The sequence below is a fragment of the Gammaproteobacteria bacterium genome (assembly GCA_027296625.1).
Classification (GTDB): domain Bacteria; phylum Pseudomonadota; class Gammaproteobacteria; order JAKEHO01; family JAKEHO01; genus JAKEHO01.
This window is the reverse complement of record JAPUIX010000134.1, coordinates 26,729-47,564: the sequence shown is the minus strand read 5'-3', so window position 1 is coordinate 47,564 and position 20,836 is coordinate 26,729. Positions and strand designations below refer to the sequence as shown.

Below are 20,836 nucleotides of genomic sequence, written 5' to 3'. Positions count from 1 at the left end.
TGTGGCAGGCAAGACAACCTATATACCATAGTTCCGTTAACCGCTGGAAAAATTACGAACAATATCTCGAACCGTTGCAGGAAGCACTTGCGAAGTAAATACTTAGCGTCGCCGTCTTCGGTTCGGATACGGAACTCCGCGTTTCTCGAGGAATATTTCTGGATACTGCTCGTGCCTGCAGTGCTCGCTAGGGCAGTCGTGCTCTTTTGGCATAGGCGCACAGCGTAACGCCCGGTATCCCACGCAGGTCCCGCGGTAGATTTCGCGTCCAATGAATCTAGCGGCGGCTTGTGCAGAGATCTGCAATCGGACTATCCCTCGTGTGTTAGTGGTTTTACAAGGGAGGATGTTATGGACATTACAAGTCTGATTTTATTTCTGTTGATTGGACTCATTGCTGGCTGGCTTGCCGGCAACATCATGAAGGGTGGAGGATTTGGCCTTATCGGCAATCTCATCGTCGGTGTCGTCGGCGCGCTGCTTGGTGGTTTTCTGTTTGGCCTACTTGGCATCACGGCAGGCGGTTTGATCGGATTCTTGATCACCGCGACCGTCGGCGCCATCGTGCTGTTGTATCTCGTCAGTTTGATCAAAAAGGCCTGAGTGCCAACAAGGAACGCGTCGGCGGTTGCCGCAATGCAACGCACGGGCCTTTTGTTGTTCGTGGTCTTTGCTTCGGTGATGAGCACATCATCGGCGCACGCGGACGAAAACGCCCCTGGTGAATCAATCGCCGCGGCACGTGAGTTTCGCGCCTTTGGCAATGAACCCTTCTGGCATGTGGACATCGCCATGGGTGGTATCGTCTTTTCCGAGCTGGGGCGACACGCGGCGCTCGAATTCCCTTACTCGCCACCGGTTATCTCCGCCGGGCAACGGATCTATAGATCGAAAATCGACGAGCCTGATAGGCATCACATCGCGATTGTGCTGGATGAAACACGCTGTATCGATACCATGGCGGACGCCTATTATAAGTTCACTGCCTACGTAATCTTGGATGGACGCAGCTATCAGGGCTGGGCAAGGGACGATTGGTGGTAGCGCCCGCATCGATCAATGATCCGTTCGGCTTGGCCTTGCAATCCGGGAAGCATTTTTCAACAATCGTTGCGTGTGTACTTAATTTGATTACCGAAGTTGGGTGAAGCGGAATTCGTCGTGGCGCCATTTTTCAAATGAAACGGTCGCTTTTCGTTGTTGTTTTATTCTTCTGCTCATCCACCGCGTTGGCGGCAGACTTCTATACGGCCTTAACTGCTTACAGTCAGGGCGACTTTCACACGGCATTTGACGAGTTCAAGATCTTGGCGGAGGAAGGGGAAATCAATTCCCAGTTCGCCATTGCCATCATGTACGACGAAGGGCAGGGGGTCTCACAAGACCACGCTCAAGCCGCACATTGGTACCGCAAGGCGTCGGAGCAAGGACATCGAAAAGCACAATACAATCTCGCCTTTGCGTATGACAAAGGTGAAGGCGTCGAACAAGACTCGGCCGAAGCGATTAAATGGTATGGGAAAGCGGCGGACCAGGGATTGCCTGAAGCACAGTTCACGCTAGGCGTTCAATACGATGAAGGCATCAACACCACCCCGGACCTTGCACAAGCGGCAAAGTGGTATCGTCTGGCTGCCGAGCAAGGGCACCTGGACGCACAAAACAACTTGGGTTTCATGTACGCCCAAGGCCGCGGTGTGCCCCAAGACCGGGTACAGGCCTACGCTTGGTTAAATATGGCTGCTGAGGGCGGGAATGAGACGGCGAAGATGAATCGCGTTCTCATCAAAGATGAAATGACCCCGGATGAACGCGAGGACGGGAACAAGCTAGCGAGCGAGTTTGCAGAAAAATATCCGAAGAAATAGGGTGTCACCCAATGCTCACCGACAAGTTAACTCAATGGCAAGGGTGGCTGCCATTGGACATGGGTTCTATTGCCTCGGCCCCGATTGTTCCTTTCCCATCTGGCGCAGATACTCTTCCAACATGGTGCGCTCCTGCCGGGAGATGGTTTGATCCTCAAGGCGGCTGCAGATCAGATCTCTCGGTATCAGTCCTTTGATAAGAAGCTTTCGCTTTTCTTCCGGCAAGATGCTATCCCTGAAAAAAATATCACCGACGGGGATCAATTTAGTGTCAACAATGACGCTGACTTCGTTGAGCAACGCTCGAAAACCGCTGTTCGTTGGATTAAGTCGTTCTTCGGCGAAGTCAATCTGAGCAATTCCATCTGCATAGACCGCTCTCATTTCAGCTTTGTATTTTTCGATGGTGAGCGAATTAACGGTCTGTTCGATGCGACTCTCAATGTTCTGTAAGCGGCTCATGAGAAGATATTGCATGATCTGGACGGAATCCGCATCATCTTTAACCACTGAGTAGATAGATAAAACATTGTCTAATGACAGTTGCTTATAGATGTCATTAATGAAAAATTCGTTTCGCTTTTTGGCGAGTTCCTCAAACGAGTCAAAATCCAGGAGAGCCAGGATCTCAGTTAAATCGCGTGTACCCCTGTTAAACCCCAAGGCACAAACCAATTGGGTCGGATTAAGCTTGAGCTTTTTTGCAATCCGCGAGTGCTTCTTTTTTGTGTCTTCGCGATCGTCGGTTTCCAGCTTGTAAAATATATTGACAAGCTGTTCCTGCGATGCGCTCAGGACGTCTTGGAAAGCTGTCATGTTAGTGATTCCAGATTAAATTGGGTTCGAGTTCATGCGATATTGGGTCTGCAGGATATTGTCTTCAAATACTGCTATCTAAGTGGGCGAACCCGCGTTTGTTTCAAGCCCCAGCGCCCGGTTAAAAACACCTTTTTGACATATTGCATTCTATGGCCGGATCAGTGCTTGTAGCTCGCCGAAATTTCGGATCCACGGCCGCGCTTCGCGAAGAGGCGCCTTCAATGTCCCGCGGGCCTTGTCCGCCTCATCGTGCGTCCGATAGATACCGTAGAGTGCAGCGAAGCGCGTGACCCCATCTACACTGAGCTTAATATAAACGGCCTCATGCTCAAGCCCGTTTTGTTTGATGAACTTGACAACCGCTTTTTCATTGCCAACGTTCGTCAGTTGCAAAGTATAGTGGCTCGGGTCCTGTGCGCGCACCCAGTCGTCACCGTTTAACGTCTTGCTCCGTGTGCCGGCAGCTTCCTTTTGGGGAGGCGGTGGTGGCGCCTCGCGCTCTTGCATTTTGACGGCTTGTTCGGCCTGTTCAAGTCCGTGATCGGCCGCAAGCTGGTACCATCTGGCCGCCTCTTGCGCATTTTTCTCTGTCCCATAGCCATGTTCATACATGATCCCGAGGCGGTATTGGGCGAGCGCCAGTTCTTGATTGGCGGCCTTTTCGTACCACGTTAGCGCTTCGGCATAATCTTGTGGCACACCGTTGCCTTTTTCGTAGCTTAAGCCCAAGTTGTATTGCCCTTGTGCGAGGTCCTGTTCGGCAGCAGCCCTGAATAGTCTGGCTGCTTCAACGTAGTTTTTTTCAACACCGAGACCCTGGTAGTACATGATTCCAAGGTTGGCCTGCGATTTGGCAAGGCCTGCATCAGCCGCCATTTGCCACCACTTTGCCCCCGCCTCATAATCCTGGGAAACGCCTTGCCCAGTGAAATATTTGATACCGAGATCGTGTTGCAACACAGGATCCCCTTGGAGGGCGGCCTTTGTATACCAGGCGATCGCCTCACTTTCATCCTTCGAAATGCCGCGCCCGTATTCATACATCAGGCCAATGGTTTTTTGCGCCTCTGGATCACCCTCTTCTGCCAACGGCTTGAGGATTTTAAAGGCCCGCTCATAATCTTTTGCCCGGTAGGCGGTCTTGCCTTCCTCAAATGTGTCCGACACAACGGGAGCTGCAAAAAGCGCCAGCACCAGGATGGCCCAGGTTTTTTTGGGTTGCCTCATTGGCGTTTGATTCACGGGCCGGTCTCCTCCTGTGATCAGTCAGTTCTAATATGTTGAATGGGAATCACGTTGCAGGTAACGGTGCGATGCACTCGGCATCGTCATTTTTGGGGCTATTGACGTGCGTGCTGACAGCGTGCGCCGTAAGTGAAGCTCGTAGCGCCGGTTGCAAAAGCGAACGCAGTGCCTCGGTATCATGGTTTTCTGGATCAAGCCAGTTTGCATAGTCCGAGCGCTTCAAGATCACAGGCATACGCGGATGTAGTTTGCGAATAAACGAGTTTGCCTCGGTAGTAACCAGTGTGCACGACTGGATGGGCTCACCGGGGCCACCGGTCCAGGATTCCCATAGGCCGGCAATCGCAAACGGCACTTTTTCGCGCCCCGAGATGTAATAGGGTGCCTTAGTTGTCCCTTGTTTTGTCCATTCATAAAATCCGTCCGCGGGAACGAGGCAGCGCCGGCGCTGGAACGCGGTGCGAAAGGCCGGTTTTTCCGCCACCGTCTCAGAACGGGCGTTGATCAACCGTGCCCCGATCCGTGGGTCTTTTGACCACGAAGGGATCAGCCCCCAGCGCAGCAGTACTATCTCCCGTTGTCCCTCCTGACTCACTCGGATCGCCGCAATGTCCTGGCCAGGCGCAATGTTATAGCGCGGCTTAAGTTCAGGTACTCGCTCGACGTCGAAGAGGCTGACTAACCTCTCCGGATCTGTGGCCAGGGCGAAACGTCCACACATTGGGTTACGTACGCGATTTACACAGCAGGGCCTGCACGGCTACCCGCTCTTGGGTGGTGACTGATTTCTGTACCAAGGTCCAAGATTCAAATCAAAAAACACGTAATGCGGCGCTGGTTCGGCGTGTGGGTCTGGTAAGAGGGCATCAAACCATTGCTTTGGCCAAGGCGTAGATCTCCTCGGCATCGAATACCTGGTCGTGGCTTTCGAACAGTTTGGGAATGCAGCCTCGATGGAGTTTTAACTTGAGGGTACCGACACCGATTGCACCAAATACGATCTTTCCTTGCCGTTCGGCACCTTTGTCCATCATGTCGACCCCTTCGAAGCCGAGTGGTGGCTGGGCATTGGTGTCTGCCATTATCTCTATCGTGGGGTTTTGCTGCCAGTGCTTTTCTTCCAGCAACTGCACGCCGGCCGCGCCTGCCCCAAAGACAATGTGCGCACCCTCCAGCGCGGCGCTTCTGGCGTCAATGTCGAAGGCTTCCAGTGGGGTGATTGAAACGCCGAAGCGCTTCTTCATCAATTGACACGCACGCTCTGCCCGCGCCTGTTTGCGCGAGGTGAGTGTGACTTCGGCGCCTTCTTTTGTCAGCAGTGCCGCGGCACGCTGGCCCACGGGGCCAGTCCCGGCTAGCACGACCGCACGTTTCCCCGCGAGCGTTCCCGCGTGTGACATCAGTGCGACACCTGCTGCCGCTGTGGTATTGCTGCCGTTGCTGTCCAACATGACTGAAACCCGAAAATCGGCAAAGAATTTCTTTTGCACTGCTTTCAATAGCGCCTGGCCCTCGGCCAGGTCGCGACCAGTGATAAATAGTGCGGTGTACTTTTTTTCCTTCGGCGGGCGAGTAAAGATGGCGCCGTCCACCAATGCCCCAACATTATCAGGGGTTAGACCGCCATAGGAGGTCACATGGTCTGCGCCTCCGTCGTACGCGACGACTGTGTCGAACACATTTGGTATCGGATCCGTATCGAATTGGAACAGTAATTTCTTCATCGTTTTTCCTTGAACCTATGTCGTCTCGGGCAAGGCCCATGACCTGGCAGCCATGCCCGGCAAAAGTCGCAATTGGTGTTTCACATCCCCCTTTAGCCCCCGCCTTTTCCTTTCCTGCCGTGACCACTATTTCTTCCCCTTGAACATGCTGCGCGGCGGAAGGACTTCCCTATGGCCGATCTAATTTAAGGTGTAACCGATCCGGGCAAAAAAGGTCGTGCTCATAAGGTAACGCAATGCGCAGTCACCGACAACCGAGGCACCTAAAGCCCGCGAGAGCTCTTTGCTAACGCGCCACGGGCGAGACCTTCTGCTGATTTCTCCGATCGCTCGCAAGATGGATCGGCCAATGTGTAAGCGATACGATTTTGCGTTAATCGAGTGAGGCAAACTCGACGACTTTCGGCGCTACCAATTTTTCAAAATCCTTATAGGCTAACTTGATTAATTCCGTGTGTGACCCGGCGTTAAATGCAATCTCTTCATCCTCAGCAAGGCTTTGTGCGACGTAAACATCCATATCGTAGAGATTACCGAAGGGTGGCATGGCACCAAGTTCACACTCGGGGAACAAGTTCTTGAAGTCTTGTTCATTTGCAATTTCAACCACGCCTACACCCGCAGCATCCTTCAAGCGGTTAAGATCTACACGAAAGGATGCCGGTAAGACCGCCATGGCCAGCTTACCGTCTAGCTTAACCATCACGGTCTTAGCCAGTTCTTTCCCGGGGATGTGTGCCGAGGCTGCTATTTCCTGTGCCGTGTATGTTGGAGAGTGTTTGATGGAAACATATTTGGTCTTAGTTTTATCGAGAAAGTCTTTTAATTTTTTCACTGGCATGATGATCTCCTTGTAGAGCTCGATGTGATAGGTGCGCGCTTTAAACAGGTTAGTTTTTTGGTTGCCCCTCTCTTTGCTACTTGCCGGATTTTTTGTGTGGAATCGTTTTTTGGCGTCGGCCAAACTGCGCTTTGTCTAAGGTCAGCAGAAGCATTACACTGAAATTATAGACTCGGCAGGATGAGAGGTGCACGTATGAGCGTTCTTAAATTTATCCTTTATCTTGTCGCGGCCTTTTGCCTGGTATCAGCGATCTTTGTGTTCCTGCCGTGGGAGTATTTCAATGCTTTTATCGGCCTGTTTTCAGACACCATCTTCCCGGATGATGCCGTCGTCCGATACATGGTTCGAGCGATCCTGTTGACATTCTTCTGGGTGGGCGTGTTGATCGTCCTTGCTGTTCGCGAGCCCGCTAAATATGGCGCGGTGCTCACGGGGCTCGGTCTGTACTTCCTGTCCTGGGCGGTTGTGAGTGGCGTGCTTGTTTGGACCTCCAGTTTGCCTAGCACTTTCTACGGGGATCTCGTCTCTGGCATCATCATCGGTATCTTGTTCCTGGTCTATCGGGCACAGAATCAGTGAACAGTAATCTCCAATGGTTCAGGGCCGACGGTACTTTTTTATGAGTTGCTGAGACAGGGCCTTACCCTTATTGAGTTCTGTAGGGGTCATTTCCTCTTTCAGGAAGGACAGATTGTCTCTCGCTGTATCGTGCCCGGCACTCGCAGCAAGATTGAACCAAGCGTAGGCCTGCACAAAATCCCGGTTCACGCCGCGGCCATTCGCGTACATATAGCCGATATTGCCTTGAGCACCGGGATGCCCTTGCTCGGCTGCCTTACGGAACCACTTGATTGCCTTACCATAATCATGCGGAACGCCGAGGCCGTCGTCATATAGCGCACCCAGGTTGTATTGGGCCTCAGCGTGGCCAAGATCTGCGGCCTTCCGATACCATTTCACCGCTTCTGCGAGGTCCTCAGAGGGGCCAAGTCCTGTCGCGTATAGGACACCCAGGTTAAACTGGGCGGCGCTGTACCCCTGCAGTGCAGCCATACGCCACCAATTTAGGGCTTGTGCATAGTCTTGGTTGACGCCCAGTCCCGTAGCGTACATCACACCCAGGTTAAACTGGGCGGCGGCGTCCAACGCCTCCGCAGCGTCTTTGAATTGCTGGATAGCCGTTGGGTAGTCACCTTGCTCCAGCGCGCCAACCCCCGCATCGAAATCTGCGCATACGGACGCTGACACCAACAACAGCACGGTGACCAGAAGAGATTTACTCGCCATGCTGGGCGCCAATGATCGCACTCGGTGGCATAAACTACCAGAAGAGCTGCATTGCGGGTGTAGCGCTCTAGGCGCCCGAAACGTTGATCATCATTGGCCCTTAAGGTTCGGTAGGGGTAGGCGGTATTCGCCTAGGCCGGTTGCAATGCCGGCGCGGGTCTTTTGATGAGGGAGTTGCTAGTTTGGAGGCAGCGCTGGCTGCAAGGCGGTCTATAGGCCGATTGGACTCCACAAGCCTATGAGGAGGTACTTAAAACTATCGCCTTCGAATTCTTTAAACTGCATTCCAAAGGCGACGCCTTCTCCCGGAACGACTGCCTGGTATAAGGTCTTGCAACGGGCACCGAGTTCGACTAACCCTTCTTGGAGCGGGAGGCTCAGCCTGATCTTAAACTCTGGACCTTTGCCGCCTTGTATTTCTTTGCCCGTCGGGCAAAGGGTCTTTGCCGTTTCACGGTCACATCGAATCTGTAATCCGTCCGGCGAGATATCATGCGCTAGTGCGCTAACGACTTTCCCATCGGCGTGCTCAATCTCGACGAGACAATCGATCACAATCCTCGGATATCGTCTTTTCTCTTCCTGGACTTCGTAGTATCCAGTTCCCGACATACGGCTGCCTTTCTCTTCTTTACTGTTATCGGTTGGCATTGTAGCGAACGTCAATAAGTCAAACATGTCAAGTAGCGTCTGCCAATGAGTTAACGGACTTGACTGCATAAAGCAGCCAGGCCAACGCTGAGAAAGCATCTAAGCACCTACGTAACGCCTTCTCCGTTGCACCTTGGGTTGACTATAGCAACAGGGTTGCGCGTAAATCGTGACATGAATCACACTCTTGGGGGCTAGCGTGTGACTTATTTCTCAAAAATGAGAAATTTGACGCAAATGTGCTCGTTATTTCAGCGTGTTACCGCTGCTCGTCACACGGATCAAAATTTGCGATATAGGGAGTAATAAAGTAGGAGCTTTGTGCAGATAGCTCGGAGCCGGGGTCCAAGACAAATGCTGGATTTGATTATCTACTTCGAACCCATGAACTCCTGCATAAATTGGTCTAACTGTCTAGAGCTATCGTTTTTTGTGCCCGCAAAACGTAATCCAATTGCGCATCGTTCGTCCGGTACGTCGGCGACATATAAGATTCGGCAGCGGGCGGAAATTTCTGTAAGCGCCCCTTTGATAGGAAGCGCCAACCTCGCATCAATTTCCGGGGCCTTCTCATCAGTTAAATATCTCCCGGCTGGCGCTAAGCAGTGCGCCGTTGCCCGGTCACACTGAACCTGAATTCCGTCGAGGGTAATGTCATGCGCCAACGCATTAATTACATTTCCATCGGACTGCTGGATCGCAATGGGAGTGTTGATGACGATTCTCGGGTATTGCCTCTTGTCTGGCTTGCCATTGTCACCGTGAGATTCCGGCGTACGGTTGCTTTTACGGCTCTTTATCTGATTCATCATTGTGGCCAACAAACTATTAGCAAACGGTTTGAACTATTGGATCGATCGGTTTGTAAAGTAAGAAGAGTATAGCTGACAAGCTGAGAGGTTGCCGAAAATTAGCAAGCTAATAGGTTAGATGACGTGTTCTGCCATGCGCCTGGCGCGACGTGACAAACCGCTGGAATGCGAGTTGCCACAGTGACACCGCTTTCGTGTGCGTCCGGCAAGTCATCCCCCGCTGAAGGGGCAAATTGGATCAACGGAGTCGCCCTGCGCTAAAGCTATTCCGATGCCGCGGGGCCTTGAATTCGGTGTTCTTGACTCACCGAATTCTGGCTGCCATATTGCTTTAGGAAGCGGTCACGGGGCGTCGGATGGCCTGCTCAGGAGTGTCGGGATCCACCCGCGCGTGCGGGTATATCCGTTGCTTAGCATCCACCGGTTTGGGCCTTGCGATGGCTACATCCAGGCCGTCCATGTGAGGGTTGATGACATGACTGCTGTGTGGGTCACGCCAGACGTTCTTCATAAGATCCCAATATTTCGGTATCTGGGCGACGGCGCAATTAATGAGATATTGCGCTCGCCATCTAATCGGATCATCGAGTGTCATGCGGGTGACGTGGTCTTCAAGGAGGGTGAGATCGGTGACTGCATGTATCTTATTCTGGATGGCGCCGTGGACGTCTTCATCCGCACCGTGGGTGGCCGACAAATTTCGATGCAGACACTCAAAGCCGGGGGTTATTTCGGAGAACAGTCGCTCTTGCCAGGAGGTACCGGCAAGCGCAATGCGAGTGTGCGCTGCTTGGGGGCAACCAAGCTGTTTCGTATTTCTAAGCCGGATGTGCTCCTCGGATTGAAAGGAAATCCCGACTTCACACCAAGCCGGCCTAAGGCCATTGCATCATTTAAGTATCACGAGGTTCGTGGATTGTTACGCGGTGTTCGCCTCTTTAGAGGGCTAACCGATCTCGAAGCCGATACGATGTCACAATGGACTGAAGTGATCGAATGTGAGCCTGGACAGTTTATCTTCAAGGAAGGCCAGGTTGGTGACGCATTGCACGTGGTACTTGAGGGCAGGGTGGAAATCTTTATTGTCAGTGACCTTGGCAAAGTCATCACGCTTGAGGTCTTAACGCGGGGGAGCTACTTTGGCGAACAGGCTTTGCTGCCTGGCGGTTCCGGGAAAAGAAATGCGAATGCGCGGACGGACGATGAAGCGAAGCTTATTAAGATAGCGAAGTCGGCTTTTCTTTCTATTGTTAAGCGTGATCCTAAGCTGATTAAGGCGCTTTCTGCGGTAGGTCAAGCACAGGAGAAAGAAATTGCAAAACTGCGTAGTTCTAGCGATGCAACGGATTAGCACAAAATGCAATAGTGACTTTACCAAGCCCCGTCAGGCAGCGGGGTTTTTATTGTCAGCATGGAGTAGCCGGTGCTATGTTGCTTCAAGGGTTCGGTTGGGAAACTTCGGAGAGGTATGATGATAGAAGAAAAGACACTACGACAGTTCCTAGATGAACTAGCGAGCAAGGCGTCAACACCTGGTGGGGGCAGTGCTGCGGCCATTATCGGCGCGATGGGCGCAGCCTTGGTTAGTATGGTTTGCAATTTGACCATCGGCAAAAAAAACTATGCCGATGTTGAAGATGAGTTTAATGCGCTCCTTCAAAAGGCTGAAACGCTGCGCGAACAGCTGACCGGCATGGTCAAGGCAGACATTGAGGTATTCAATAAAGTGATGGGTGCCTATGGTTTGCCGCGTGATACCGATGATGAGAAGGTCGCCCGCACGCAGGCAATTCAAGCAGCGCTTAAGGAAGCAACCATTGTGCCCTTATCCTGTGCTCATGCTTGTGCTGATGTCATCATTCTCAGCAAAACGGCGGCTGAGAAAGGTAACTTAAATGTCATCAGCGATGCAGGTGTTGCCGTGCTGGCAGCATATGCTGCGTTGCGCAGTGCGGCTTTGAATGTCCACATCAACATTGGTGCTATAAAGGACGAGGTATTTATTAACGAGAAACGCGCAGAGCTACAGGGTGTCTTAGCAGGCACCGATCAATTGACAGAGGAAGTGTATGCGTTGGTGAAAAGTAAGCTGTGAGGGGGATTGGCTTACCTGAATGCCGGTGATGAGGTTGTTTGGCACCGCATCGATAACGCGCGTGGCATATTAATCGTCGGTGTCCTCGCGTTCGATGTGCATTGAAATGTCGATTGCACGAACATGTTTGGTGAGACTTCCAACCGAAATGAAATCGACACCCGTCGCTGCAATTTCGCGTGCGGTCGATAGCTCAATGCCACCTGAGGCCTCGAGTTTGACCCGACCGCGCGTCAACGCAACGGCTTTCTGCAACGCGGGCACGGTGAAGTTGTCGAGCAGCACGATATCCGCGCTGGCCTCGATCGCTTCTTCGATCTGATCAGGCGTCTCGACTTCCACTTCGATGGGTAGATCCCGATGGCGTGCCTTTGCCGCAGTGACGGCGTTTTGGATACTGCCTGCGGCAAGTAAGTGGTTTTCCTTGATCAGTATGCCGTCGTAGAGGCCAATACGATGATTGTGGCCGCCGCCACATCGGACCGCATACTTCTGCGCGCTTCGCAAACCCGGGATCGTCTTGCGGGTATCCAGGAGTTTAGCGCGGGTACCGTGGAGTTCCTCAACGTATTTTCTGGTTATGGTTGCAGTCCCCGAGAGCGTCTGCAGGAAGTTAAGGCCAGTCCGCTCACCGGACAAGAGTGCCCGGGTTGGGCCTTGTAACTCACACAGTATCTGGTTTTGGGAAACTTGCTCGCCGTCGCCCAAGCGCCATGTGATATGAATGCGTTCGTCGATCTGCTTAAACACCCGGTCGAACCAAGCGGTACCGCATAGTGTGGCGGATTCGAGGCTCTGTACATGGGCCCTCGCGAGCGCAGCTTCCGGGATGAGGGGCACTGTGAGATCACCTTTGCCCAAATCCTCTGTAAGCGCTTGAGAGACGACGGCATCGATATCGTCAGGGAGACGTGGCGGCATGTTCAAGGGTCATTCAGCACTTGGCGTCTGGCGCGCGAAATAACTGGTTGTGAGCCCGCTTACCAGCCCGGCGAGCAGGAGCAAGCTGACAATGTTGGGGAGTGCCATCAATAAGTTGGTGATGTCGGCGATGTTCCAGACCAGTCTCAAGGGTACCGCAGCGCCGACGATGATCAATATCGTGTAGATCACCCGGTAAGGTAACACGGCCCGCTCACCGAAGAGGAATTTCGCAGATCGGTCGCCGTAATAAGACCAGCCCAAAGTGGTGGAATAGGCAAACAGGGCCAATCCGATCCCCACGACCCAGGCCCCACCCTGGCCGAGAACCTGGCTAAAGGCATAGGACGTCAGCGCTGCACCCTCCACCTCCGGCGGATGACTGTCGTATGCGCCGGTGACGATAATCACAAGTCCCGTCATTGTGCATATCACTAATGTATCGATAAAGGGTCCCATCAACGAAACCAGACCAACTCGAACCGGTTCATTGGTCTTGGTAGCGGCATACGCAATTGGGGCTGATCCCAATCCAGACTCGTTTGAAAATAGCCCACGTGCGACGCCCCAACGGATCGCCTCACCGACAGCCGCACCGCTGACGGCCCAGGGATTCAGTGCAAGATTGAAGATCCGCGCGAGTGCGGCGGGGATCGCAGCGCTATGGTTGAACAGTACGATCAAGGCTGCGCCGATATAGAGCGCGACCATGAACGGCACCAGGGCACTGGCAACTTTGGCAATGCGAACTAATCCGCCGATAATGACCAACCCGACCAGGATCGACATGACGACGCCCAGTGTCCAACCGTGGCCCTCCAACTCTGGCCAGATAAAGGCGATCCCGTCGACCACCGAGTTGGCCTGAACCATGTTGCCGATGCCGAACGAGGCGATCATCGCAAAAGCGGCAAAGGCGATCGCCATACGCCGCATCTTGAGACCGTGCAACAGCGTGTACATCGGTCCACCGGCCACTTCGCCATTGGGATCCACTTCACGAAATTTCACTGCCAGGGTGCATTCCGTGAATTTCGTTGCCATGCCCAGTACCGCGGTGACCCACATCCAGAACAGCGCCCCCGGCCCTCCGAGCGAGATCGCCGTGGCCACCCCGGCGATGTTGCCGGTCCCGACAGTTGCCGAAAGCGCAGTGCTGAGCGCTTGAAAGTACGACACTTCGCCCTTGCCCTTTTCTCGGCTGCGAGTTCCAAGGATGAGATGAAAAGATGCGCCAAAGCCACGTACCTGGATAAGCCGCAGCCGGATGGTGAGATACAATCCCGTCCCCAGAAGGAGCCCCAGCGTCAGAGCATTGCCCCAAAGCAGGCCGGACAGCTCGCCGGTCAGTGTCGTGAGCGTATCTAACAGCTCTTCCAAGTGGATCCCCCCTTAGGATTGTTGTTGTAGTCGCGTCGTGAGCGTACGCTTTGTGTCGCTACGCGGTCGGGAACACCAACCTTAAGCCAGCGAAAATATGGCGTTTATCGGCTTGATAATAATTGCGAAATGTAGGTCGCTTTATCATAGGCCGCGTGTGTTGGCTGCCACCCCGCAGCGTGTAGTGCTTACCGTCAAAATACGGAGAGGAATAGCCTTCGTATGGAAATGCCTTGAACCCTTCGTAGGGATGAAAGGCATTGGCACACCATTCCCACACAGCGCCCGTCTTATCCAATAGTCCTTGGCGGCAGGCGGTTTCCCATTCGTATTCGTGCGGCAGGCGAGCATCCACCCACGATGCGAAAGCAGATGCCTCGTAATAACTTATTCCGTTGACGGGTGTTGTGTTATCCAACTCATGGGGACCGTATACGTTTGTGCCATACCAGTGGCCGGCTGCGTTACGTCGCCAACGATCCGGGTGCGTAACGTTGTTCCGCTCGCGCCAGTTCCAACCTTCCACGCTCCAGAATCTCTTGTTGCTGTAGCCATCGGCTTCGACGAAGGCGAGATATTCAGCGTTGGTGACCGGTTGGGCAGCGATTCGTAGGCCATCGAGTTCAACGGTGTGGGCTGGATACTCATTGTCGTAAGGAAGAACAGGCTCATCTGCGCCCACCCGATAGCGGTTGCGCGGAAGATAGCGGGATGTGCGGTTGACTTCCTGTTCTTGCAAAGGCGTCGAGATTTCGAATGTGCCGTTACTCTTTTTTAGTGCTCTTTGTGTGTGCACCATCTGGATCAATTCGTAGTGCTGGGCATAATGCTGCGTGAGAAAGTTGACAAGATAGTGATTACGAATGAGTGGATGGTTGGTGTGGGTCTGCATGAGCCTATCCAAAAGGACGATATCTTCGTGCTGTACTTTCTTCGCCCACCCAAGCAATTCCGAATAGGGTGGAAGTGACATTCCTCGATTTGGCTTTGCCAGATTCTCAGGAATGTAGAGCGACTTAATTTCGGTGGGAAGACTTTCATTTTTGAGTATTACCTCCCGGATCCAAAAAATCTCCGTGAAAACACAGTGTCCCAGGTGCCATCCGCATGGACTCAGATTGGTATGGTGCTGTATCCGGTAGTCGTGTGCGCCGACCTTCTGGACGCACCACCAGACCATCTTCTGGTGTTTATTGAGCTCAGTTAACAGGGAGTGCAGACTCACAGGGCGATCAATTCAATCGGTTTTTTGGGATCAACGATCATCAAATGATGTTCCGGAACCGGGAGCCAGGCGTCCGATCCGGTCAAGCGTTCGGACGCAACAATACAGCCGCGCGGGTAGGACGTATCTTCGGTTGTGTAATACAACGACGGGCAGGCTCCGGCAACGGCATGCCGGACGACATAGAGCTTCGTTCCGTCACTGACGATCATATTCAGGAGCGCGCTTTCCCCATCCAGTGAATCAGCGAGATCGGCAAACGCGCGCATCATGGCAATATCGGGCTCACAGCGATCATCCTGGTAACGTTGCTGACGAAGCAGTGCGAACAGGTACTCCGAATCTGTACTTCCTTGTATTTTGGCCTGCACTTCAGGTTCCAAAACCCGATGAAGGCGAGGACGCAGCGAGGTAGTAAATTCTTCGATATAACCGTTATGCATAAACAACCAAGTGCCATCGATGAACGGTTGCGTGTTTTCCTGACTCACGGGTTGGCCGGGGGTGGCGCTACGAACATTGCCCATCCAAAGGCTGCTTTGCAGCGAATGGGCCAGATTGGGAAGATTGCTGTCTGACCAGATGGGCATGGGGTTTGTGTAGACGGCAGACCGTCCTGTGGATGTGTACCAGCCGAATCCGTAGCCGTCCCCATTCAAACGCGCGTTCTCCATTTCTCTGGGGTTCCAAGCCTGTTCGATGAGACTATGGGCGGGATCAACCAGGAAACGTTGTAGTGTGATCGGTGGCCCTAGGTATGCGGCAAGCCGGCACATGAGCGAAGCATCGTCGTTGCAAGGACAGCCAAATGGGGCTTTTCTGCTTGTATTTGCCGGTTGCTAGCCTACAGGAGGTGGAGACGATGATCCATAGCGGGTAGATCGGGTGGCTTGTTCGGGTGCACATTGTGCCCGACTGCAACCGCACGCACGTTATTGGATTTTATCTTTGAGGCCGTAGACTGGGATACGTTATGGATCGCATGAAACTGGACCCTGAAAGCGGGTGGCTTTTAGATGTGCGTCGTGTGCCGTCACCCAATTGTGACGAGCGTCCAGCTGGCACGGAGATCGATCTGCTGGTAATCCATGGAATTAGCCTGCCGCCCGGGGGATTTGGTGGGCCCTATATCGATCAATTCTTCACGAATACTTTGGATCTCGGTGCCCATCCGTATTTTGAAGAGATCGCGCATATTAAAGCTTCAGCTCATGTATTGATCCAACGAAATGGTATCCTCACCCAGTACGTGCCCTTCCACAGACGGGCGTGGCATGCTGGCGATTCGTGCTTCTCCGACCGTGTAGCCTGCAACGATTTTTCGATAGGCATCGAACTGGAAGGGTGCGATGATAAGAATTATGAAGCGGCTCAATATGAAGCACTGATGCCGCTGACAAAACTATTAATGGGGCTGTGGCCTGGAATAACAAAGGATCGAATCGTAGGTCATTGCGATATTGCACCGCAAAGAAAGACCGATCCGGGTCGCACGTTTGACTGGGAACGTTACTTGCGCCTACTGTAGTGCGGGAGCGATGTGGCGTATGCTTGCGACCATTTGGCAGACTTTGAATTGAGTATAGGGCAATGACGTTAATCATGATCTTGCTCAGCCTCGCGCTGGAACGCTTTGTCGGAACACTGAACGAATTACGCGGACTGGACTGGTTCAGGCGATATTGCGAATGGTTGCAGAATTATCTCGCTCGCTTCAGACCATGGGATGGGCCTACAGGAGTCCTCGTTGTGATCGCGCCACCAGTTCTTGCTGTGGGGTTAATCTACGCGTGGATGGACAACGTCTTAGGCTTTTTAGATTACGTCTTTGCCATCGTTGTCCTGCTCTATAGTTTGGGCCCAAAGGACCTGAATTCGCAGATTAAGGCGTATCTCGAGGTGTTAAAGGAGGGTAACAAAACACGTGCCAAGGCCATCGCCAAAGAAATCGTGGCGGGCGAAGCCCCGGTTAGCAAGAACGTTCGCGGGCAGTTGCTTATCGAGACGATTCTGGTACAGGCGAATAATCGGCTGTTTGCCGTGTTATTTTGGTTTGCCGTTCTTGGTCCGGTCGGCGCATTGTTATACCGCCTTGCCTCAGAACTCACATTGCAACCGGCTGGTCAATACAAAGGATTCGCGGGGTCAGCCGACGATCTCTATGACATTTTGAATTGGATTCCTGCCCGTCTACTCGCACTGGGTTATGCGATTGGTGGAAGCTTGGTAGATGCACTCGATGGGTGGCAGGCGAATGAAGAGGTGTCATTGCGCGTAAATGAATCAATAATCAAAGCAAGCGGACTAAATGCCCTGCAATTCAGCCTGCATCAGGTTGATGTAGATATTGAACAAAGTACTGAAAACGAGGCGTATTGGATCACTGCGACCAAGGGCTTGGCGGATCGCACGCTGATTGTGTGGTTGACCGTGCTTGCGATCATGACACTGGTAGGCTGGATGACTTAGTATCAAGGGATTAGTTATACGCCCGTTACTTTTATCGCTCGTGACAGGGCAAATTAATCTTGTAGCAGTTCAGCTTTCTCGATGATCACGCCTTCCACTGGCACGTCTTGATGGCCGGCACGCGTGGTCGTCTCCACATTCTTGATTTTGTTTACTACATCCATGCCCGCCACGATTTTGCCGAATACGCAATAGCCCCAGCCGTCCGTTGTCGACTTACGATAGTCTAGAAAGGTATTGTTGGCAACATTGATGAAGAACTGTGCCGTAGCGGAATGCGGATCCGGTAGACGTGCCATGGCAACCGTGTAGGTGAGATTACTGAGGCCATTATTTGCTTCACTCACAATTGGCGCTTCGGTTGGCTTCGGCTTCATATCAGCGCTCATACCGCCTCCTTGGATCATGAAGCCATCAATGGCGCGGTGGAAAATCGTACCGTCATAGTGGCCACGGATTACATAGCCGGCAAAATTATCAACCGTGACGGGCGCTTTCTCTTCGTCAAGCTCGATAATGATCGTGCCCCAGTTGGTGGTGAACTTTGTCTTCAGGCGCGGCATCCTCAGATCGGGTACGTGCGTATCATAATGGGTGCACGCCTTCTTACAAGGCAAATTCATTTTGAGCAACTAGCATATTCCCGTTAACATCCGCCGCGTATGTCGTTTTACTCCGTCAAGACGCGTTTTGCCCCTAGCCCAACCGGGCTGCTTCATATCGGCAATGTCCGTACCGCCTTGTTCAATGCGCTGTTGGCAAAACATCATGGCGGGATATTTCTTCTTCGCATTGAGGACACGGATGTTACGCGAACCCAGCGTGAAACGATCGATGCGCTGATTGAGGATCTTGGCTGGCTTGGCATCGATTGGCAGGAAGGGCCGGGAAAAGAGACCGATATGGGCCCCTATCACCAGTCGGAACGCCATTCCATTTATGATCAGCACATGCGGCAACTCGAGGAGCAGGGCCTGGTGTACCCGTGCTTTTGTACTCCCGAGGCGCTTGCCGCTGCACGTGAGAAACAATTGGCTCGGCGTAAGGCCCCGCGGTATTTGGGTACCTGCAGGGGTCTAAGCGAGGCCGAGATCGCCCAGCACCTGGAGCGGGGGCTTGTGCCCACCCTGAGGTTTCGGGTTCCCGAGGGTGAGACACTCAAATTTGATGATCTAGTCCGAGGACCACAAACCTTTGCTAGTAATGATATTGGTGACTTTATCATCCGCCGAGCCAACGGGGCTGCGGCATTTTTCTTCACCAACGCCGTTGACGATGCGTTGATGCGGGTAACCCATGTGTTGCGGGGCGAGGATCATTTGAGCAACACACCGCGTCAGATCATGCTGCTAGACGCGCTCAGTCTCGAAGTGCCCCGTTATGGACACATAGCACTGGTAGTGAGGGATGACGGCACGCCCCTTAGCAAGCGTCATGGCAGTTACAGTGTCAAGGCCTTACGTGAACGGGGATATCTGCCGATGGCCGTCAACAATCTCTTGGCTCGATTGGGTCATTATTATAAGGAGACGCCTTATATGAACCTGGAGCGGCTCGCCGCAGGTTTCTCACTCAAGCGGCTTGGCCGAGCGGCTGCCCGCTTTGATCTGGCCCAGTTAGATTATTGGCAGCGTGAGACCGTTGCGCACGCAGAGGCCGATGATCTCTGGACATGGATGGGCCGAGGTGTACAAGAACTGGTGCCCCAGCGTGACCGAGAACCATTTATTAATACGGTACGTGCCAATGTGCGGTTTCCAGAACACGCATTGGTGTGGGCTCGTGTTATCTATGGGGATGCGTTGGAGGTCACGGCTGCCGCCAATGAGGTGATCCAGCAGACGGGCAGCGATTTTTTTCTTCATTCAATCGATGTGCTTGAAAAGCATCCCCGCGACTTCCAGGCGTTCGTAGCTGAGTTGCAGGGGAAGTCTGCGCTCCGCGGTAAGGCGTTCTTTGCGCCGCTTCGTGCAGCTTTGACCGGGCGGATGGATGGACCTGAACTCAAGGCGCTTTTCCCGCTGATGGATCCTAAGCGCATACGATCTCGTTTTGAAAAGGGCGCCTGAAGGGCACCATTAAAATGTTAACGATCTACAACAGCATCACCCGTAAGAAAGAACCGTTTAAACCGCTTGAAGCCGGTAAAGTGCGAATGTATGTCTGCGGATTGACGGTATACGATTATTCGCACCTCGGACATGCGCGCGCCATGGTCATATTCGATATGGTGGTGCGTTATCTTCGTGCCCGTAGATACGATGTAACGTACGTACGCAACATCACAGACATCGACGACAAGATCATTAACCGCGCCAACGAGAACAAAGAAGATATCAGTGAATTGACGGCGCGCTTCATTAAAGCCATGCACGAAGATACGGCGGCGCTGGGCGTTGAGATGCCGGATGCGGAACCTCGCGCAACCCAGCATATCGATCAGATCATTAACATGATCAATAAGCTAATGGAAAACGGATACGCCTACGCCGCCGATAACGGCGATGTCTATTATGATGTAAGCCGTTTTCCATCCTATGGAAAGTTATCAGGCAAACGCCCGGAAGAACTTCGCGCAGGTGCCCGCGTCGCGGTGGAAGAGGCCAAGGATGACCCGCTTGATTTTGTCCTATGGAAGGCGGCCAAACCCAACGAGCCCAGTTGGGAGTCGCCCTGGGGCCCAGGTAGGCCAGGTTGGCATATCGAGTGTTCCGCCATGTCCACGCACTGCCTCGGTAATCATTTTGATATTCATGGTGGCGGTCAGGATCTGCAATTTCCTCACCATGAAAACGAGATCGCCCAATCGGAAGGGGCAACGGGCAAGCCCTTCGTAAATGTGTGGATGCACAACGGTTTCGTGCGCGTAGATGATGAAAAGATGTCGAAGTCCCTCGGCAACTTCTTCACGGTTCGCGAGGTGTTGGCGAAATATCATCCGGAGGAGGTACGCTATTTTATTCTCTCCAGCCACTATCGTAGCCCACTCAATTACTCCAAGGAACACCTGGACGGAGCCAAGGCGGCGCTCACGCGATTTTATACTGCGTTGCGCGGCCTACCGAAAATGCACGATGAAGGCGAAGACGTGCACGCGGATCGTTTTTTTGCGGCGATGGATGATGATTTCAATACACCGGAAGCCATCGCCGTACTCTTTGACCTTGCTCATGAGATTAATCGGGTTCGCGAGCGTGATCCGGTCAAGGCGGGACAACTGGCGACAACGTTACGCGGACTAGGTGAAATCCTCGGATTGTTACAAGATGATCCAGAGGCTTTCCTTAAGCGCGCTGAGGCAGGGGCGGATCAATCGATACTCGTTGAGATGATCGAGCAACTCATAGTGCAGCGTGATGAGGCGCGCAAGCACAAGGCCTGGGCTGAGTCAGACAGAATCCGCGTGCTGCTCGCGGAGAAGGGGATCGTTCTTGAGGACGCGGCGTCAGGCACTACCTGGCGGCGGAGTTAAAGGTTCTCTGTTCCTATTTGCTAC

Annotated in this window: 23 protein-coding genes; 10 read left to right on the top strand and 13 right to left on the bottom strand. The window is 53.0% G+C overall.

Annotated elements, in window-relative coordinates; translation table 11 throughout:
• Positions 1-351 precede the first annotated feature (351 nt).
• The 3 genes from O6944_07565 (at position 352) to O6944_07555 (ending at position 1,868) form a co-directional block, all read left to right on the top strand.
• Positions 352-603, top strand: coding sequence for a GlsB/YeaQ/YmgE family stress response membrane protein (locus O6944_07565; GenBank protein MCZ6718987.1), 252 nt, complete (start codon positions 352-354; stop codon positions 601-603).
• A 33-nt stretch (positions 604-636) separates the two neighbouring features.
• The gene (locus O6944_07560; GenBank protein ID MCZ6718986.1) at positions 637-1,044 is read left to right on the top strand and encodes a hypothetical protein; all 408 of its coding nucleotides are present in this window, start codon (positions 637-639) and stop codon (positions 1,042-1,044) included.
• A gap of 134 nt (positions 1,045-1,178) precedes the next feature.
• A complete protein-coding gene (locus tag O6944_07555) occupies positions 1,179-1,868 on the top strand; it encodes a tetratricopeptide repeat protein (protein ID MCZ6718985.1) in 690 nt (229 codons plus the stop codon).
• Between the two features lie 66 nt (positions 1,869-1,934).
• Here the strand turns inward: O6944_07555 and O6944_07550 are convergent, their stop codons facing one another.
• The 5 genes from O6944_07550 to O6944_07530 form a co-directional block, all read right to left on the bottom strand.
• Positions 1,935-2,684 carry a hypothetical protein gene (locus tag O6944_07550; GenBank protein ID MCZ6718984.1) on the bottom strand — a complete coding sequence of 250 codons (750 nt, stop codon included), beginning with the start codon at positions 2,682-2,684 and terminating at the stop codon, positions 1,935-1,937.
• A gap of 150 nt (positions 2,685-2,834) precedes the next feature.
• On the bottom strand, positions 2,835-3,914 hold the full coding sequence (locus tag O6944_07545) for a hypothetical protein (GenBank protein MCZ6718983.1): 1,080 nt from the start codon (positions 3,912-3,914) through the stop codon (positions 2,835-2,837).
• A gap of 64 nt (positions 3,915-3,978) precedes the next feature.
• The gene (locus tag O6944_07540; protein ID MCZ6718982.1) at positions 3,979-4,653 is read right to left on the bottom strand and encodes an SOS response-associated peptidase; all 675 of its coding nucleotides are present in this window, start codon (positions 4,651-4,653) and stop codon (positions 3,979-3,981) included.
• A gap of 145 nt (positions 4,654-4,798) precedes the next feature.
• On the bottom strand, positions 4,799-5,656 hold the full coding sequence (locus tag O6944_07535) for an NADP-dependent methylenetetrahydromethanopterin/methylenetetrahydrofolate dehydrogenase (protein ID MCZ6718981.1): 858 nt from the start codon (positions 5,654-5,656) through the stop codon (positions 4,799-4,801).
• Positions 5,657-6,029: 373 nt separating this feature from the next.
• Entirely contained in the window at positions 6,030-6,497 is a 468-nt protein-coding gene (locus tag O6944_07530) for a YbaK/EbsC family protein (GenBank protein ID MCZ6718980.1), read from the bottom strand.
• A 195-nt stretch (positions 6,498-6,692) separates the two neighbouring features.
• On the opposite strand from O6944_07530, the gene O6944_07525 reads away from it, so the two are divergent.
• Positions 6,693-7,079 carry a hypothetical protein gene (locus tag O6944_07525; GenBank protein MCZ6718979.1) on the top strand — a complete coding sequence of 129 codons (387 nt, stop codon included), beginning with the start codon at positions 6,693-6,695 and terminating at the stop codon, positions 7,077-7,079.
• Between the two features lie 18 nt (positions 7,080-7,097).
• Here O6944_07525 and O6944_07520 read toward each other — a convergent pair whose 3' ends face one another.
• From O6944_07520 to O6944_07510, 3 genes are all read right to left on the bottom strand, one after another.
• Positions 7,098-7,787 carry a tetratricopeptide repeat protein gene (locus O6944_07520; GenBank protein ID MCZ6718978.1) on the bottom strand — a complete coding sequence of 230 codons (690 nt, stop codon included), beginning with the start codon at positions 7,785-7,787 and terminating at the stop codon, positions 7,098-7,100.
• 210 nt (positions 7,788-7,997) lie between these two features.
• The gene (locus O6944_07515) at positions 7,998-8,438 is read right to left on the bottom strand and encodes a PilZ domain-containing protein (protein MCZ6718977.1); all 441 of its coding nucleotides are present in this window, start codon (positions 8,436-8,438) and stop codon (positions 7,998-8,000) included.
• Between the two features lie 371 nt (positions 8,439-8,809).
• Entirely contained in the window at positions 8,810-9,250 is a 441-nt protein-coding gene (locus O6944_07510) for a PilZ domain-containing protein (protein ID MCZ6718976.1), read from the bottom strand.
• Between the two features lie 271 nt (positions 9,251-9,521).
• Here O6944_07510 and O6944_07505 point away from each other — a divergent pair, with 271 nt between their 5' ends.
• Together O6944_07505 and O6944_07500 are read left to right on the top strand one after the other, a co-directional pair.
• Positions 9,522-10,601, top strand: coding sequence for a cyclic nucleotide-binding domain-containing protein (locus O6944_07505; GenBank protein ID MCZ6718975.1), 1,080 nt, complete (start codon positions 9,522-9,524; stop codon positions 10,599-10,601).
• Positions 10,602-10,721: 120 nt separating this feature from the next.
• Positions 10,722-11,345 (top strand): cyclodeaminase/cyclohydrolase family protein, encoded by a 624-nt coding sequence (locus O6944_07500; protein MCZ6718974.1) that lies wholly within the window; start codon positions 10,722-10,724, stop codon positions 11,343-11,345.
• Positions 11,346-11,414: 69 nt separating this feature from the next.
• On the opposite strand, the gene nadC is transcribed toward O6944_07500, so the two are convergent.
• The 4 genes from nadC to egtC all read right to left on the bottom strand — a co-directional run bounded on the left by nadC (position 11,415) and on the right by egtC (position 15,647).
• The gene (gene nadC, locus O6944_07495; protein ID MCZ6718973.1) at positions 11,415-12,266 is read right to left on the bottom strand and encodes a carboxylating nicotinate-nucleotide diphosphorylase; all 852 of its coding nucleotides are present in this window, start codon (positions 12,264-12,266) and stop codon (positions 11,415-11,417) included.
• Between the two features lie 9 nt (positions 12,267-12,275).
• Positions 12,276-13,637 (bottom strand): alanine/glycine:cation symporter family protein, encoded by a 1,362-nt coding sequence (locus tag O6944_07490; GenBank protein ID MCZ6718972.1) that lies wholly within the window; start codon positions 13,635-13,637, stop codon positions 12,276-12,278.
• 67 nt (positions 13,638-13,704) lie between these two features.
• Positions 13,705-14,871, bottom strand: a complete 1,167-nt coding sequence (locus tag O6944_07485) for an SUMF1/EgtB/PvdO family nonheme iron enzyme (protein MCZ6718971.1) — start codon at positions 14,869-14,871, stop codon at positions 13,705-13,707.
• The gene (gene egtC / locus O6944_07480; protein MCZ6718970.1) at positions 14,868-15,647 is read right to left on the bottom strand and encodes an ergothioneine biosynthesis protein EgtC; all 780 of its coding nucleotides are present in this window, start codon (positions 15,645-15,647) and stop codon (positions 14,868-14,870) included. The genes O6944_07485 and egtC overlap by 4 nt, the downstream gene beginning before the upstream one ends.
• A gap of 206 nt (positions 15,648-15,853) precedes the next feature.
• Here egtC and ampD point away from each other — a divergent pair, with 206 nt between their 5' ends.
• A complete protein-coding gene (gene ampD, locus O6944_07475) occupies positions 15,854-16,399 on the top strand; it encodes a 1,6-anhydro-N-acetylmuramyl-L-alanine amidase AmpD (GenBank protein MCZ6718969.1) in 546 nt (181 codons plus the stop codon).
• A gap of 62 nt (positions 16,400-16,461) precedes the next feature.
• Entirely contained in the window at positions 16,462-17,340 is an 879-nt protein-coding gene (gene ampE / locus O6944_07470) for a regulatory signaling modulator protein AmpE (protein MCZ6718968.1), read from the top strand.
• Positions 17,341-17,393: 53 nt separating this feature from the next.
• Here ampE and O6944_07465 read toward each other — a convergent pair whose 3' ends face one another.
• Positions 17,394-17,903: a peptidylprolyl isomerase gene (locus O6944_07465; protein ID MCZ6718967.1), complete on the bottom strand. Its 510-nt coding sequence runs from the start codon at positions 17,901-17,903 to the stop codon at positions 17,394-17,396.
• Positions 17,904-18,002: 99 nt separating this feature from the next.
• On the opposite strand from O6944_07465, the gene gltX reads away from it, so the two are divergent.
• The gene (gltX, locus tag O6944_07460; GenBank protein MCZ6718966.1) at positions 18,003-19,409 is read left to right on the top strand and encodes a glutamate--tRNA ligase; all 1,407 of its coding nucleotides are present in this window, start codon (positions 18,003-18,005) and stop codon (positions 19,407-19,409) included.
• A gap of 14 nt (positions 19,410-19,423) precedes the next feature.
• Positions 19,424-20,812, top strand: coding sequence for a cysteine--tRNA ligase (cysS, locus tag O6944_07455; GenBank protein ID MCZ6718965.1), 1,389 nt, complete (start codon positions 19,424-19,426; stop codon positions 20,810-20,812).
• Positions 20,813-20,836: the final 24 nt, after the last annotated feature.

Excerpts from the sequence above, each read along its gene's own strand:
- O6944_07515 (MCZ6718977.1), bottom strand. The coding sequence starts at position 8,438 with ATGCCAACCGATAACAGTAAAGAAGAGAAAGGCAGCCGTATGTCGGGA.
- O6944_07505 (MCZ6718975.1), top strand. The coding sequence starts at position 9,522 with ATGCCGCGGGGCCTTGAATTCGGTGTTCTTGACTCACCGAATTCTGGC.
- nadC (MCZ6718973.1), bottom strand. The coding sequence starts at position 12,266 with ATGCCGCCACGTCTCCCTGACGATATCGATGCCGTCGTCTCTCAAGCG.
- O6944_07550 (MCZ6718984.1), bottom strand. The coding sequence starts at position 2,684 with ATGACAGCTTTCCAAGACGTCCTGAGCGCATCGCAGGAACAGCTTGTC.
- O6944_07540 (MCZ6718982.1), bottom strand. The coding sequence starts at position 4,653 with ATGTGTGGACGTTTCGCCCTGGCCACAGATCCGGAGAGGTTAGTCAGC.
- O6944_07520 (MCZ6718978.1), bottom strand. The coding sequence starts at position 7,787 with ATGGCGAGTAAATCTCTTCTGGTCACCGTGCTGTTGTTGGTGTCAGCG.
- O6944_07545 (MCZ6718983.1), bottom strand. The coding sequence starts at position 3,914 with ATGAGGCAACCCAAAAAAACCTGGGCCATCCTGGTGCTGGCGCTTTTT.
- O6944_07535 (MCZ6718981.1), bottom strand. The coding sequence starts at position 5,656 with ATGAAGAAATTACTGTTCCAATTCGATACGGATCCGATACCAAATGTG.
- O6944_07500 (MCZ6718974.1), top strand. The coding sequence starts at position 10,722 with ATGATAGAAGAAAAGACACTACGACAGTTCCTAGATGAACTAGCGAGC.
- O6944_07530 (MCZ6718980.1), bottom strand. The coding sequence starts at position 6,497 with ATGCCAGTGAAAAAATTAAAAGACTTTCTCGATAAAACTAAGACCAAA.
- O6944_07565 (MCZ6718987.1), top strand. The coding sequence starts at position 352 with ATGGACATTACAAGTCTGATTTTATTTCTGTTGATTGGACTCATTGCT.
- ampE (MCZ6718968.1), top strand. The coding sequence starts at position 16,462 with ATGACGTTAATCATGATCTTGCTCAGCCTCGCGCTGGAACGCTTTGTC.
- O6944_07555 (MCZ6718985.1), top strand. The coding sequence starts at position 1,179 with ATGAAACGGTCGCTTTTCGTTGTTGTTTTATTCTTCTGCTCATCCACC.
- cysS (MCZ6718965.1), top strand. The coding sequence starts at position 19,424 with ATGTTAACGATCTACAACAGCATCACCCGTAAGAAAGAACCGTTTAAA.
- gltX (MCZ6718966.1), top strand. The coding sequence starts at position 18,003 with ATGTCGTTTTACTCCGTCAAGACGCGTTTTGCCCCTAGCCCAACCGGG.
- O6944_07525 (MCZ6718979.1), top strand. The coding sequence starts at position 6,693 with ATGAGCGTTCTTAAATTTATCCTTTATCTTGTCGCGGCCTTTTGCCTG.
- ampD (MCZ6718969.1), top strand. The coding sequence starts at position 15,854 with ATGAAACTGGACCCTGAAAGCGGGTGGCTTTTAGATGTGCGTCGTGTG.
- egtC (MCZ6718970.1), bottom strand. The coding sequence starts at position 15,647 with ATGTGCCGGCTTGCCGCATACCTAGGGCCACCGATCACACTACAACGT.
- O6944_07510 (MCZ6718976.1), bottom strand. The coding sequence starts at position 9,250 with ATGATGAATCAGATAAAGAGCCGTAAAAGCAACCGTACGCCGGAATCT.
- O6944_07465 (MCZ6718967.1), bottom strand. The coding sequence starts at position 17,903 with ATGCCGCGCCTGAAGACAAAGTTCACCACCAACTGGGGCACGATCATT.
- O6944_07560 (MCZ6718986.1), top strand. The coding sequence starts at position 637 with ATGCAACGCACGGGCCTTTTGTTGTTCGTGGTCTTTGCTTCGGTGATG.